The organism is Moraxella osloensis (genome assembly GCF_001553955.1).
Taxonomy (GTDB): domain Bacteria; phylum Pseudomonadota; class Gammaproteobacteria; order Pseudomonadales; family Moraxellaceae; genus Faucicola; species Faucicola osloensis.
Genome location: NZ_CP014234.1, coordinates 240,691 through 255,716 on the forward strand (window position 1 = coordinate 240,691; position 15,026 = coordinate 255,716).

Below are 15,026 nucleotides of genomic sequence, written 5' to 3' on the forward strand. Positions count from 1 at the left end.
TCAAAGTTTGGCGTCTCAGTTAATTTTTGCTGACGTGCTTGAGCATGATTATCGCCAAGCAACCGTCAAATCGGTATTACCGAGTTCGACTAATCCTCAAACTTATTTGGCAGATTACTCATCTAATTTTTTTACCATAAAAGATGAGGACAATCAATTAACCAGAGACTTACGATTTAAAGATATTTTTAACAAGTCTGCAAAGTTACCAAGCAAATCATCCATAGATGATTTGGCGGATGATTTGACAACCGATAACAAAATCGATAATGAATCTTGGCGATATCATCGTAAGTGGCTTAGTGTCGTTTTTATGATTTGGTTCTTTTTGGCCGTGGGTTTATTGCTAAACGCTGCCTATTATTAACTACAACTATTAGCTACAACAGTTTTCTAGATGAATCATCACATTTCACCATGTGATGATTTTTTTTGGCTCAAATGCATGAAAAAAGTTTTATAATGAAGTAATTGTGATAAACCAACCAGTTAAAAGGAAATCGCTTGCTAGTCACTCAAACGGATGCTAATACGCAAACTATCGATTCAACGCTCGATAATCAAACCAAAACTAAAAACAATACCATCATAGACTTGCTTGCACTTATCACCGATACCATGCCGCAGTGGAAAGTGCATCGATGTCAAGTGACGGACGGGGTTATCTCACAGCACTTGCCTATGAAATTTATTTACCATTATGAGTATTTGTCCGACCTACTCAAACTGCAGCATCCGTTAAATGGTCAATTGCTAGCAAGCTTTGATCGATTGCTGACGCGAGAACAATTTGCACAAATGCTTGGCATTCATCTAAGCCAAGTAGTCAATCCTTGGCAAATAAAGTTTGCTGGCAAATTGGTGGTGTTTTACCAACAACCTGATATTGCATTGCGTTTGCATTGGGTGAATACTAGCAAAACATTTGAGCCTATCTACCTCTCATCAAAATTATCTCAAACAGAAGCTTTGCCCTATGCGATTGATAATGCTTTTACCAATTGGCAGATTATCGGGGTAGAAATTATTCAAAAAAATCCGCAGGTTGAGCTTGTGTATGACAGTGATGAAACCAATGGCACCCAATCCATTTTGCCTTCCACCCAATTTGTACCCGTACCTACGCCGTTAGCCCATTGGATGATGGCATATTTTCAGTCGCATCCTGTCATTGCCAATGAATGGTTGGCGCTAATCAAATCAGAAGCGCAATCTTATGCCAAAGCACAGCAGTTTATTGCAGCACCATGACTTTTATCAGTATCTTTTTAGCCTTAGCTTTTAGTCATAGCAGCCATGCCATCATCAATACTAGCAAAGTCCCAAAATTTTTATACGATTAGCCAATGTTATTGGTTACAATATGCTTATGCAAATTCTAGTGCTCGGCCTTATAATTGCACTAGTTTTTGGTTTTTGGTTTTTGGTTTTTGGTTTTTGGTTTTAATCGGGTATTGCTGGCAGGCTGTTGACAAGCTGGCATCAAAATATTTAGTGGTTTATATTAAGTGGTTTATATTAAGTGATTTGTATTTAATGATTTGGATGGTTGGGGAAGCATAACTTTATGGAAGGCTCGATTGATCTCGTCAGTTTGGTGACGCATGCCAGTATTTTTGTCAAAATTATCATGGGCATTTTACTATTTGCTTCTTTGTTGTGTTGGGTCACTATTTTTCGTTTAAGCAGTCGTTTGGCAATTGCCACGCGCGCCGATAATTATTTTGAGAAAACCTTTTGGTCAGGGGTTGAATTGCCAACCCTATACAAAGGCGTCCAAGGCAATCCTGATAGAAGTGGACTTGAGCAAATCTTTTTTATTGGCTTTAGTGAGTTTTTAAAACTGCTCAAAAACACCCAAGCCCGTAGCGACGTCATTGAAGGCGTGGAGCGCAAACTTCGCGTTGGCTTGGGGCGTCAACAACTTGAGCTTGAGCAAGGATTGTCGTTACTAGCCAGTATTGCCTCGGTATCGCCATATATCGGTCTGCTTGGTACGGTCTGGGGGATTATGACGGCTTTTATGGGCTTATCGACTTCTTCGCAAGCCACACTGGCTGCGGTTGCCCCGGGTATTGCCGAAGCCTTGATTGCCACGGCACTGGGTTTGTTTGCTGCGATTCCCGCGGCACTGGCTTTCAACCATTTTACCGCAAAAAACGATAAAGTTTATCAAAGTCGTAGCCTGTTTTGTGATGAGATGACAGGCATGTTGTTGCGACAAACTGTGGATACGGCTACCAAATTACCGACGGGGATGAGTTCACCTGCCATGATGCCTCCGCTCTCTCGCTAGATAAATGCTAAACGCTAAATGCTAAATAAATGTTAGATAAATGTTAGATAAATTTTATTGAACAACTTGACACTATGAAAGCAAACCCTTACAGCCGTAACCGTCCACAAAAACTCAATGCGAGTATGAATGTGGTGCCTTATATTGACGTTATGTTGGTGCTGCTCGTCATATTCATGGTGACCGCGCCCATGCTAACGACGGGAGTGGATATTGATTTGCCAAAAGCGCAAACCAAATCACTGCAGCAAGGCACACAGTTACCGGTGATTGTGTCACTAAAATCTGATGGGCAGCTATATTTAAGCACCCAAGACAAAACCGATGAGCCGATGAGCGAAGAGGCACTAATCGCCACTTTGAATAATTTACAATCTCAGCCTCAATACCAGTTCGATGGTAAACCCAATGTCAATGTGATGATTAATGCCGATCAGAATAACCAATATGGTGATATTATCAAATTGATGGCAAACTTGCAGCAAGCGGGCATCCAAAAGGTTGGCTTGTTAACCGCACCGCCAAAACCAGCCAGCAACTAGCCTTTTAATCAAGCAGCCTTCTAATACGATGACCTTTTAATTTTTGGTTGAACATTTTTGCTAGAATAAGGAAATACTGAGACGATGTATGCTGAAGTGACCTCAGTCTATGTACCCGTCAAAACACCCGATTACCCGTTTTTGGCGATTGTGCTCAGTGCCATTGCCCATGCGTTGGTGGTTGGGTTATTGTTTTTCTTTTATCATAACGCCCCGCCCGCGCCCATGGAAACCTCTTTGATTACCCCTGAGCAGTTGTCGGCAATGCAAGGGCAAATCAAAGCCAACCAACAAAATGCGCTGGCGCAAAACCAAGCCACGGCTGGCGAGATGGCTGGTGCGCCCACACCGTCTTTAAATTCCCAAACCCTATCCACTGTGCCAATGAACACGCCCCATTCGACCTCAACCAACCAAATTGAAATGGTCAAAGATAATTTGGCCGCCAAGCAAGCGCAATGGGAAAAAGAGCAGGCGCTATTTGCTGAAAAGTTAGATCGGGAGGTAGCAGCTGAAAGACAAGGCGTGATTGATGAATTAAACCAGCGCAATGAAACCCAGCAGCGAAATCTGCAAGATTATAAAATTGCCGAAAGCAATATTGATGAGGTAAAAAACGAAATACGCGCCAACAATGCCGCCTATAATAAAAATCTCAATGCCAATAGCGAGCGGCAAAGTGACAATAGTATCAAGTCACTGGATTTGGGTAAAGATGGTCAATCTACAGGTGCAGCGCAATCGCAATCATCTAGCGGTCAAGGTTCTAGCAGACGTGGTGGTGCATCGGGAGGGAGTTCGGCAGGCTATGTCAGCCAAGTCATGGCGATGATTGATGCAAACTGGAATGTACCAACCAATAGTAATGGCAATTCATTAACGGCGTCATTTAGCATTGCTGCGGATGGTACAATTAGTAATATCACTATTCGCGGCAGTAGTGATGCCGCTTTTAAAGCAAGCTTACAACAAGCAATCAACCAATCAAGTCCGCTGCCGCCCCCGCCAAATGGCGCAAGAACCATGACGGGCAATTTTAAAGCCAAATAGTAAAACTAAGTAGTGTTGTAGCGTCTAGCCTTGCCAAATCTTTTTTGGCGATTAAAACAATGCTATTATTTTAAAACCACTTTTTTAATAATTATAAATATTGCAGGCTAATTATGAACAAGACTTTTTTTAAAGCGGCAGTCATTGCCTTGGCTACCACTACGATGCCACCTCTAGTGAACGCTGCCAACAATGTTGATTTTACCCTAGTCAAGCAGGCACCACGCTCTAACTTGCAAGTCGCCATCGTACCATTTGCTGGTGCAGAGAGTATCTCAGGGATCGTCACCAATGATTTGACCAATTTGGGGCAATTTACTTTAGATAGTAATTTACCAGAGCGACCTCATAGCAGTAGTGAAGTCACTTTGCCTGTCTGGCAGCATAAAGCCGTGCCTTATTTGGTGGTCGGCAATACGCGCAGCAATCGGGGTAATGTTGAAATTAATTTTGAAGTGATTAATGTGGCGACAGGCGAGGTGATGCAGGGTCTGCAAACCGTCACCAGCAAAAATAACTCGCAAAGTTTGCGTATGGCAGGGCATAAGGTTGCTGACCGTATCTATGAGATATTGACAGGCATCAAAGGCGATTTTTCTGGGCGTATTGCATATGTGGTGGAAACAGGTAAGCCTAAAAACCGTGTGTCACGTTTGGTCATTTCTGATGTGGACGGCTTTAACCCAAAAGTGATTTATGAGCTTAACGGTACCATTAAAACCCTAAATACCTCTGCTGACAATCAAACCTTTACTTTCCAAGTTCAGCCCGACACGCTAGGCTATCCGCAGGTCATGTCTGCCAATATTGTCAGCGGGGCAGTCAGCAATTTGACGAATTTTAAAGCCATGAACTATGGTGCGTCCGTGAGTAAAGATGGCCGCGTGATATTTAGTAGCAGTTTTGAAAACGGCATACCGCAGATTTATTTGGCGCAAGGTGGCAGTTCTCGTCGCTTGACCAATGACCCTGTAGGGGCTATTTATCCTAGTTGGGCGCCTGATGGGCAGTCATTTGTCTATACTTCAGATAGAGCCGGTGGTAAAAAAGGCGGTAATAAAGGTCAAATCTATCTCTACAATCTGGCAACCGGTAGTGAGCAGCGCTTGACGGGTGGCGGACTGAGCAGCATGGGGCGCATCAGCAATGATGGTAAAAAAATGTCCTATTTGTTGGGTGCCAATCAAGGCGTAGTGATGGATCTGGGTTCGCGCTCGGTAACTGCTGTAAATAACGTTGGGTTAAGTGAAGCCCCAGGTGTCTCACCCAATGGACAACACTATATTTACTCCAATAAAAATGTCATTACCATTGTATCGAATGGCAAATCCATCAGTATTAGCCCATCCCAAAATGGCGTACCCAATGGCTTGATTTATGGACCACTTTGGCTCAATCCAGACGCCAATAATGTTTTGCCGTAGCCTAGCCACAAATAACATGAAATATGTTTATCCCTTACCCAGTTTATGGTGCGCCCCTGTTATGGCAATTGTCATGGCAATTGTCATGGCAATTAGCTTGGCGATGACAGGCTGTCAGACCATGCGCTCGCCATCAACAACCTTATCTAGCAACAACACCCTGCAAGGTTCGACCTCACTGCCCAAAGTCATAGAGGCTGTACCCACCAATTTGCCGCACATGGATGCTCGCCAGCTGTCAGGTAAGTTGATTTTTATTTATTTAACCGGATTTGGGGAAAATCGCCAAGCGCAGCTGATTGAAACCCAAATCGATGGCAGCGACCCAAAGACTTTGTATAAGGTCAATGGGACGATAATGAGCTTATCCGCCAGTCGCTTAGGCGACCGCCTGATTTTTACGGTTCAAGCAGGCAACAGTTATCCTCAAGTCGTTATCCTTGATAGAGCGACTTTGCAAGTCACTGAGATTTCTGCAGTTTCTGGCAGACGCACCCATAATTTTAGTGGCGCAATCTCCCCTGATGGGCGCCAATTGTTACTAGCAAATAGCCAAATGGGCAATCCAGAGATTTTTTTGACCGATAGCAGCGGCAATGTAAAACAACAACTGACGCATCAACCAGCAATTGATTTAGCCCCTGTGTGGTTGCCAGATGGTCAATCCTTTATATTTACGTCGGATAAAGCCAAATTTTTACAACCGCAACTTTATCAATACTATTTTGCAAAACAACAATTTTTGCCTTTAAACTTGCCTGGTAAAACCAATGCCATAGCTCGGATTAGTCCTACGGGGCGTTTGATCACTTATGTCAGCGATAATAGCCAAGGCAGGCTTGCAGATATGGCAACTAAAAAAAGCATCGCTATCAATAATGAAGGATTGGCTGAACCTGCCAACTTTTCGCCCGATGGCAACTATTTACTTTATTCGGCAAAAAACCGCATAAAAATCATCCCAGTACCGACTTTTGAGACGTTGACACCACAGCAGTCGCCTGCTAGCTGGACAATCGAGTTTGCCGATAGCAACCACCAACCATTTACCATTCGAGAGCCGATTTGGGTAACACCCTAAAGTCCATAACAATCAATTGAAATTCTAGTGTATGACCCGATAAAAAAAGTAATAATCATTAATGGAAAATTATAATGAACCTAGAAAAACCAACAGATGCTCACACACCTGACCCAGCCAATCCACAATTTGGTAGTGGGGCGAATGGTTATCCATCAGCGTTACCGCAATACACGCAGCTTAGTCAAAACTTACCGGTGACCCAAAGCCAAATCAGTTATAACCACATTACTTATGCGTTGGCGCTGTTTAGTTATTTTACTGCGGGACTGACTTGGATTATTCCGATTGTGATGAATTACTTAAAGCGCGATGAGGCTAGAAACACGTGGCTTTATAGTCACTTTGATTGGCAAATCAAAACGTTTTGGTACAGTATATTTTTTTGGGTGATTGGTTTTGTCATGGTGATTTTTGCGACTGGCGGGCTATTTTTTGGCGCCGCCGTTGATAGTAATCATACGATGGGTGGTAGTTTTATTGTCGGTGCTTTAGGCGGCCTGATAATCGTCGCCACAGTCTTATGGCATCTGTATCGCATTATTCGTGGTTGGATTGCGTTGTCAAATGGTCGAGCTGTGCCTTAGTCTTTGATTATAGGACGTTAAAAGCTAAATCCTGCAATCTATATTCTAAATACTCTGGGTTGATAGCTGATATGGTAGTTAATATAGCGGTGAAGCAAAGAAAATTGCAGGTGTTTATTTAGCGTCAACACTGATATAATAGCTTTTCTGATTTTGACGAGATAGTCTAGACAGCACGTCAACGGGTGCTATCTCTCAAGCTAAATAGGTTAGTTCTGCTTGTATAAAGGGCAGAGTCAATTAGATTCACCCATGCAATGTGAGTGCTTATTCAACTATGTATGCCTTTCTTCGTCCGTTCTTATTTAACACCGATCCTGAAAAAGCCCACGAAATCACGTTATCGTTACTCGAAAAATCGCAAAAATTTGGGATGCTCGGGTTTTTGTACGGTAAGCAAGAATTGACGACAGAATGTATGGGGTTAACCTTTACCAATCCGGTTGGTTTGGCAGCCGGGCTTGATAAAAACGGCGAATATATCGATGCGTTAGCGGCATTGGGTTTTGGCTACATCGAAATTGGTACGATTACCCCAAAACCACAGCCTGGCAACGAAAAACCCCGTCTATTTCGTATCAAAGAAGCCCATGCCATTATCAATCGCATGGGATTTAATAATAAAGGCGTCGATTATCTCATCGAGCAAGTTAAGCGTGCAAAATATCAAGGCATTTTGGGTATTAACATTGGCAAAAATGCCAGCACGCCTGTTGAAAATGCCCTAGATGACTATATTTATTGTCTAGAGCGAGTGTATCCTTACGCGTCTTATATTACAGTGAATATCTCCTCTCCCAATACCAAAAACCTGCGTGACTTGCAAAGTGGTGATGCGCTCACGGCGCTGCTTGATGGCATCAAATCACGCCACAGCCAACTCGCTAGCCAACATCAGTATTATGTGCCATTGGTACTGAAAGTTGCCCCAGATTTGGAAGAAGACCAAATTGATTATATTGCCAAAGAATTGGTGCGTTTTGATATTGATGGGCTGATTACCACCAATACCACCTTAAGCCGTAATGGGGTAGAAGACTACAAAATCAGTCAAGAAGCAGGCGGGCTATCAGGTCGACCACTGAGCCACCGTAGTACCCAAGTTCTTGAGCAGTTTGCCGAACGCTTACCGAGCTCAGTTGCGCTTATCGGCGTAGGCGGCATTGACAATGGTCAACGCGCGGTTAAAAAGATTGAAGCAGGTGCGGATTTGATTCAGCTCTATAGTGGTTTGATTTATGAAGGACCAGAGCTCATTCAAACCTGTGTTGAAGCCCTTGACGGTTATCGTCTAAGCCAACATTCGCCGTCTACTTTGTAAATCCCATGATACGAGCTTGACCCGATGACTTTGTTAGATATGGTAGTGTTGTTTGTATTGTTTATGGGGTTGTGGCAGGGATTTAATAATGGCTTAATGCGCTCACTGGTGGGCATGTTTGGTTGGCTATTGGCACTGCTGCTAGCCAGTTATTTGGCAAAACCTTTAGCACCGTTTTTTGTGTCATTCACTGGCTCAACCGGCCTTAGTATCATTGCGGCATTCTTGGCAATTGGCTTATTTGTCATCGTGGGACTGCAAATCGTATTATGGGTGATGAGTAAAACCTTGCAGGGGCTTAGACTGAGCATTCTAGATAAATTGGCGGGCGCAGGGTTTGGCTTGGTCAAAAATTTGGTCATTGTGTTGATGGTGCTGAGTTTATTGGCGCCTTTTGTCGGTCAACGTGACTTTTGGCAGCAGTCTAAGTTTGCCAATGCGCTACTGCCAATGGCACCTTTTGCGACCCAAATCACCCAACAGCTTGCTGCCAATCTGGGGAAAACCGCTTTCGAAGGAATAGGGCAAATGGGCAATAGCATTGGTAAGTTTGACTGACGGCTAAAGTATTGTAATTGTCAGCCGGCAAAAAAGTTAGTTTCATTCAATTTTCATCAGGTCTCTTTTCATCAGGTCTCTTTTCATCAGGTTTTAGAGCCATCGGTGAAAAATCAAAGGGGTAAAATATGTGTGGAGTTGTCGGTATAGCCGCTCACAGTGAAGTTAATCAAATGCTATACGATGCGCTGACTATGCTGCAGCATCGCGGGCAAGATGCCGCGGGTATTGTGACATGTCAAGATGGCCGTTTGTTTTTGCGTAAAGAAAATGGCATGGTGCGCGATGTGTTTATGACCCGTCATATGATGCGTCTTGTCGGTCACCAAGGCATCGGGCATGTACGCTACCCAACGGCAGGTACGTCTAGCAGTGCGGAAGCTCAGCCTTTTTATGTCAATTCGCCGTATGGTATTACCTTGGCGCATAATGGTAATTTGACCAACGCAGAAGAGATTGCCAAAGAACTGTTTATGGAAGATATGCGCCATATTAATACCGATTCTGATTCAGAAGTCTTGCTCAATGTGCTAGCGCATGAGATGCAAAAACTCGGTATCCAGCATCCAAGCCCCGATGATATTTTTGAAGCGATGACATCCGTCTACAAACGTATCGAAGGCGCGTATGCGGTAGTCGCTATGATTACAGGCTATGGTATTTTGGCATTTCGTGACCCGAATGGTATTCGTCCGCTGATTTTTGGTCAACGATTAGCGGAAAATGGCGGTTTTGAATATGTGGTGGCATCTGAGTCAGTTGCGTTAACCGCATTGGGTTTTGATATCGTTCGAGATGTGAAGCCTGGTGAAGCGATTTTTATTGATGAAAACAATAACTTCTTTAGTCGCCAATGTGTCGAAGCCAAAGAGTTTAGACCTTGTATTTTTGAATATGTCTATTTTGCCCGCCCAGATTCGATTATTGATAATATTTCTGTTTATAAAGCCCGTATGCGTATGGGCGAGTCGTTAGCGCAGAAGATCATCAAAGAATGGGGCGAAGATCACGGGATTGATGTGGTTATCCCTATTCCCGATACCTCACGTACTTCTGCGATGGAACTTGCCCAGCATCTAGGCGTAAAATACCGTGAAGGCTTTATGAAAAACCGTTATATCGGTCGCACTTTTATTATGCCAGGTCAACAGCAGCGCAAAAAATCGGTCCGTCAAAAATTAAGCGCGGTGCCTTTTGAATTTAGAAATAAAAACGTATTGTTGGTCGATGATTCAATTGTACGTGGCACGACTTGCCACGAGATTATCCAAATGGCACGTGATGCAGGCGCCAATAATGTGTATTTTGCCAGTGCCGCGCCACCGGTCAAATATCCCAATGTGTATGGTATTGACATGCCAGCGCGCAATGAGCTGATTGCCTCAGGTCATAGTGTGGAAGAAGTGTGTAAAATCATCGGCGCGGATCGTTTGATATTCCAAGATTTGGATGATTTGATTGAAGCGGTACAAGACAAACACAGCGATGCCAAAAAATTTGACTGTTCGGTATTTGATGGCAAATACATCGCTGGTGGTATTGATGAAGATTATTTGGATGAATTACAGCGTAAACGCAGTGATAAAGCCAAACAGAAAAAATCTGGGATACAAGACGTGGCTGATACGCCTGTGGATATCGTCGGGGTGCAAACCGAGGTATAAATAAGTTATCCTTCATAAAAAAAAGCCCAAGTAGGGCTTTTTTTTATAGCTATTGAAAACCTATCAGATTCAATCCCCATAAAAATCCATTAAGGCTAGCAATCCCCACGAGCATACTTAGCAGTAATTGCTTTTTCCAATGATAGCTGAGTAACACCACTAAAAGCGCCAATATCTCTGCCACAAGTAAGGGTGATAAGCTTAGACTCATACTTATAGGCTCAGGATGCTGCCAATGCAAAGAAGTTAAAATCAACAGCGTCATCACGGATAATGGCAATGCTTTATTCACCGCGAGCAACAAGGGGGCATCCAATAAACGCTTTGGCAAAATTATCGGGGTCAAGCGGGTGAGAAAAGTCACCAAAGCCATGGCAAAAGTAGCGGCGACTAAATAAACGTTATCAGGTGGTGTGTTCATAATATTCTAACGATTAATGGATAATTTTTTTGGCGGTTGAGCTGTCAGGTAGCTTGTACTATCAGAGAGCTTGCTCATGAGCAGATTTATTGCTCATAAAAAAGTGGATGATAATGAGTCCCAAACTCACGCAAATCGCTGATAGTAAAAGCCAATCGGATATAAAATAAAACGCCGCTGTGAACGCAATGATGGCGATGAAGATGGGATAGTAAGCCTTGACTGCTTTAAACTGCTCGTAGGCTAAAATAGCAAATAAGCACACTAACGCAAAATCCAAATGGGGCACCCAATCATTGAGCCCTTCACCCAGCAAAATGCCCAATATAGTACCGATAACCCAATAACACTGATTGAGCAAACTCACAGGTAGTATGAGTCTTTGGCGTTCATTTTCATGAAGGGTGGTTAACACGGAAAAAGTTTCATCGGTTAACGCAAACAAGCAATAAAATCGACTGATAGGATTGGTTGGTAATTGTTTTAATAAAGGAATGGCATAGAAAGCATGGCGCAAATTTATCGCTAAAGTATTGCTGGCGATGGTTGAGATTCCAACCCCACCCGCTAACAGCGTAATAGAAGCATATTGCGCCGCACCCGCATATAACACCACACTAGATAAAATCGCCGCCCATATAGGAAGTTTTGCTGCCACAAACAACACGCCAAAGGCAATCCCCGCAGGGATATAACCCATTGCCACAGGAAAACTTACTTTAAACGCCTGTTGCCATAACCCATTTTTCATTAATTCATTTGTCATCATTGCTATTCTTGTTTAGATTCTAGCCATAAAAATACCCTAGCAAGTAGGGTATTTTACCGCTCAAATCATTTATTGATTATCTACTACTTTGTTGTCATAGATAGGCGCATTGCGGTCTTCAAAAACCACTTCGTCCTCAACAAATTCTGGTTTGACTTCGACAATAAAGTCTTTGCGCGACATACCTAGCCACAGTGGAATCGCACTGGCGATATACACCGATGAGAAAGTACCTAAAATCAAGCCAATGAGCAATGCTACTGAGAACCAATGCAAGCTTTCACCGCCAAGCAGCAGCATCGCGACCACCACTAGCAACACCGTTGAAATGGTCATAATAGTACGACGTAGCGTTTCAGTGAGCGATAAATTGACAATTTGCGTTGGGCTCGCACCACGGACACGGCGGAAATTCTCACGGATACGGTCAAAGACGACGATGGTATCGTTAATCGAGTAACCAATCAGTGATAACACCGCGGCAAGCACGGTCAAATCAAACGGCCATCCGAAAAGTGCGAAAATACCCACGGTGATAATACTATCATGAAATAACGCCAACACCGCGCCTAAGGCTAATTTGGCTTGGAAGCGCACCATCACATAAATAAACATACACAGTAATGCCAGTGCCGTTGCCCCCAAGGAGCTGATATAAATCTCATTACCTACTTGACTGCCAACCACGTCAATGTTCTTGATGGTGGCATTGTTATTGGGTAAATCTAACGCCGCATCAAGAGAGTTTGATAACCCTTCGATTTGTTTTTGCGGGGGCAGGCGTACCAAAATTTCTTTGTTACTGCCCAAATATTGCACCACACTGTCATTGATTTTATGGCTCGCTAAGGCTGACTGAACTTGGGCTTGTTGCACCGGTTTTTCATAAACAACCGTGGCTGACACACCGCCTGTAAAGTCTAAGCCCAGATTTAAACCTTTGGTTAAAATAGCGACCAAACCCAGAATCGTTAAGATGGCGGATAATATGGCAAAAGGTTTAGATACTTTCAAAAAATTAATGATACGCCGACCGGCAAAGAATTTTTCACCGCCAAAACCCTCTGCCGAAAATTCAGCAGTGGGAGCGTTAGCCACCGCTAACCCAGCGTTTTGGGTTGTCGTATCGGAGGAGTTGGCAGGCTGCTTGACCAAATTTTTATTCACCCCTTTACCATTACGGCGCGGCGTTCTGCGGTGCTGTGTATTTGATACCATTTCATCGCTACGACGTACGCCCAGCTCGGAGAGTTTTTGCTCGGGGTTAATGGGTTCTGAGCCGTCTAAACCGTCTAGATCCTCTAACTTGTCATCATTCATTATTCGCTCCTTAACCAATACTTAGGCGTTTGACAGTTTTGCGGTAGCCATAAGCTAACTGTACCAGTGCACGCGTGACGGTCACTGAGGTGAAGATAGAGCTGGCAATACCAATGGCTAAGGTGACAGCAAAACCTTTAATCGGACCTGTACCAATCGCAAATAAAATAAATGCGACAATCAAGGTAGTTAGCTGCGCATCAAAAATACTGGTAAATGCGCGGTTAAAACCCGCCACAATCGCAGATTTAGGTCTGGCGCCGTTGGCAAGCTCTTCGCGGATGCGTTCAAATATCAGCACGTTGGCATCCACCGCCATCCCGATGGTTAACACGATACCTGCGATACCCGGCAATGTCAGGGCAGAACCAATCAATGACATGATGGCTAAAATCATCATTAAGTTAAAAATCAGCGCGATATTGGCAATTAAGCCGAATAAACGATAAAAGATAATCATAAATAAGAACACGAGTAAGTAGCCGACTTGGGTAGAGAACATACCTTTTTGGATGTTATCTTGCCCCAATGATGGACCAATAGTACGTTCTTCAACAAAATACATGGGCGCCGCTAGCGCACCTGCACGAAGTAACAAAGCCAGCTCTGAGGCTTCTGCATTACTATCTAAGCCCGTGATTTGGAAAGTTGAGCCAAAGACGCCTTGAATGGTCGCTTGATTGATAATATGGCTTTCTGCGTAAGGTGTTCTTACTTCTTTATTTTGACCCGTCACTGGGTCTGGCTGGAAGGTGACACGCTGCTTATTTTCAATAAACAGCACCGCCATTTGTTTGCCCACTGATTTTGCTGTGGTGTTCTGCATCAAACGACCGCCTGCGTTATCCAGCGTGATATTGACTTGAGGGCGACCATTTTGATCCATCCCTGCTTGGGCATCCTGTACGTTTCGACCGGTCACCACAGCTTGACGTTCCAATAAGGTTTTTTGTGGGCTATCGACTTCACCAAATGAATAGGCTTCAGTGCCTGCAGGCAATACCCCAGATGGATTGGCTTGGAAAGTATTGTTTTGGTCAGACACCATACGAAATTCTAGATTGGCAGTACGACCAATGACCCGTTTGGCTTCTGCGGTATCTTGTACCCCGGGTAATTCCACCACAATACGGTTGGCACCTTGGGATTGCACCACGGCTTCAGCCACGCCTAGCTCATTAATACGGTTTCGTAAAGTCGTCAAGTTTTGGGTGACCGCATCTTGAGATATTTGTGAAATCGTCGACTGGGTCAAGGTCATGTTAATCGCTGGACCCCCCGCATTGATGAGCGGTTGTAATTCGTAATTTGTCCCAAAGCGACTACGTAACACATTAATGGCTTGATCACGCGCGGCATTATCGACAAAGTTTAAAGTCAGATTATTTTGCCCTGCTTGTAAATTGGTCACGGCAATTTTTTGGTTGCGTAGCTCTGTACGGATATCTCGAGTTAAGTTTTCCAAACGCTGAGAGACGGTTTTGCTCATATCGACTTCTAGTACAAACCGTACACCACCCCGCAAGTCCAACCCTAATTTAATAGGCTTACCGCCAATATTACGTAGCCATGCTGGCGTGGTTTGCGCCAAGTTCAGTGCCACCACGTAATTATCGCCAAGCTTTTCTTTTAGCACTTGTTGCGCTTTAAGCTGCGTTTCAGTCGACTCATCACCAATTTTTAACAAGGCTGATTTACCATCAAAACTGTTGTTCTTGGTTGGGATGTTGGCGGCATTTAGGATGGTTTCCGCTTGTTTTAACACATCATTGGTCAATGTGGTACTAGCGGAAGCCCCCGTGATTTGAACGGCGGGCTTGTCTGGGTAAAGGTTTGGTAGGGCATACAGGGTGCTTAGTAGCAGCACAATGCCGATTAAAAAGTATTTCCAAGCAGGGTAGTGCATAATCTTGACTTCTTAAACTTGATTTTTTTAGGTAACTAGTTGTTCTACAAGGTCTATTAACCGCGATCAACAAGGCAGTACAATATT

Annotated in this window: 15 protein-coding genes; 11 read left to right on the forward strand and 4 right to left on the reverse strand. The window is 43.8% G+C overall.

The features are described 5' to 3' along the window. The first annotated feature begins 7 nt into the window (after positions 1-7). The 11 genes from AXE82_RS01075 (at position 8) to purF (ending at position 10,523) form a co-directional block, all read left to right on the forward strand. Positions 8-367, forward strand: coding sequence for a hypothetical protein (locus AXE82_RS01075; protein ID WP_147285562.1), 360 nt, complete (start codon positions 8-10; stop codon positions 365-367). 137 nt (positions 368-504) lie between these two features. Further along, on the forward strand, positions 505-1,251 hold the full coding sequence (locus AXE82_RS01080) for a hypothetical protein (RefSeq protein ID WP_062330409.1): 747 nt from the start codon (positions 505-507) through the stop codon (positions 1,249-1,251). Between the two features lie 316 nt (positions 1,252-1,567). After that, positions 1,568-2,296, forward strand: coding sequence for a protein TolQ (gene tolQ, locus AXE82_RS01085; RefSeq protein WP_062330411.1), 729 nt, complete (start codon positions 1,568-1,570; stop codon positions 2,294-2,296). 74 nt (positions 2,297-2,370) lie between these two features. Then, positions 2,371-2,838 (forward strand): protein TolR, encoded by a 468-nt coding sequence (gene tolR, locus AXE82_RS01090; protein ID WP_062330412.1) that lies wholly within the window; start codon positions 2,371-2,373, stop codon positions 2,836-2,838. 84 nt (positions 2,839-2,922) lie between these two features. After that, positions 2,923-3,888 carry a cell envelope integrity protein TolA gene (tolA, locus tag AXE82_RS01095; RefSeq protein WP_062330414.1) on the forward strand — a complete coding sequence of 322 codons (966 nt, stop codon included), beginning with the start codon at positions 2,923-2,925 and terminating at the stop codon, positions 3,886-3,888. Between the two features lie 113 nt (positions 3,889-4,001). Next, on the forward strand, positions 4,002-5,312 hold the full coding sequence (locus AXE82_RS01100) for a PD40 domain-containing protein (RefSeq protein ID WP_062330416.1): 1,311 nt from the start codon (positions 4,002-4,004) through the stop codon (positions 5,310-5,312). A 61-nt stretch (positions 5,313-5,373) separates the two neighbouring features. Next, positions 5,374-6,393: a PD40 domain-containing protein gene (locus AXE82_RS01105; RefSeq protein WP_065252118.1), complete on the forward strand. Its 1,020-nt coding sequence runs from the start codon at positions 5,374-5,376 to the stop codon at positions 6,391-6,393. A gap of 74 nt (positions 6,394-6,467) precedes the next feature. Next, positions 6,468-6,980 carry a DUF4870 family protein gene (locus AXE82_RS01110; RefSeq protein ID WP_007116703.1) on the forward strand — a complete coding sequence of 171 codons (513 nt, stop codon included), beginning with the start codon at positions 6,468-6,470 and terminating at the stop codon, positions 6,978-6,980. A gap of 277 nt (positions 6,981-7,257) precedes the next feature. Beyond that, the gene (locus tag AXE82_RS01115) at positions 7,258-8,301 is read left to right on the forward strand and encodes a quinone-dependent dihydroorotate dehydrogenase (RefSeq protein WP_062330420.1); all 1,044 of its coding nucleotides are present in this window, start codon (positions 7,258-7,260) and stop codon (positions 8,299-8,301) included. Positions 8,302-8,325: 24 nt separating this feature from the next. Further along, positions 8,326-8,859, forward strand: coding sequence for a CvpA family protein (locus AXE82_RS01120; protein ID WP_062330422.1), 534 nt, complete (start codon positions 8,326-8,328; stop codon positions 8,857-8,859). 128 nt (positions 8,860-8,987) lie between these two features. Then, positions 8,988-10,523 (forward strand): amidophosphoribosyltransferase, encoded by a 1,536-nt coding sequence (gene purF / locus AXE82_RS01125; protein ID WP_060995018.1) that lies wholly within the window; start codon positions 8,988-8,990, stop codon positions 10,521-10,523. A 49-nt stretch (positions 10,524-10,572) separates the two neighbouring features. Here purF and AXE82_RS01130 read toward each other — a convergent pair whose 3' ends face one another. From AXE82_RS01130 to secD, 4 genes are all read right to left on the reverse strand, one after another. Continuing rightward, positions 10,573-10,944, reverse strand: coding sequence for an AzlD domain-containing protein (locus AXE82_RS01130; protein WP_062330423.1), 372 nt, complete (start codon positions 10,942-10,944; stop codon positions 10,573-10,575). A gap of 61 nt (positions 10,945-11,005) precedes the next feature. After that, positions 11,006-11,710: an AzlC family ABC transporter permease gene (locus AXE82_RS01135; RefSeq protein WP_228140536.1), complete on the reverse strand. Its 705-nt coding sequence runs from the start codon at positions 11,708-11,710 to the stop codon at positions 11,006-11,008. 72 nt (positions 11,711-11,782) lie between these two features. Further along, on the reverse strand, positions 11,783-13,033 hold the full coding sequence (gene secF / locus AXE82_RS01140) for a protein translocase subunit SecF (RefSeq protein WP_172460492.1): 1,251 nt from the start codon (positions 13,031-13,033) through the stop codon (positions 11,783-11,785). Positions 13,034-13,043: 10 nt separating this feature from the next. After that, positions 13,044-14,939 (reverse strand): protein translocase subunit SecD, encoded by a 1,896-nt coding sequence (secD, locus tag AXE82_RS01145; RefSeq protein ID WP_062330427.1) that lies wholly within the window; start codon positions 14,937-14,939, stop codon positions 13,044-13,046. Positions 14,940-15,026 lie beyond the last annotated feature (87 nt).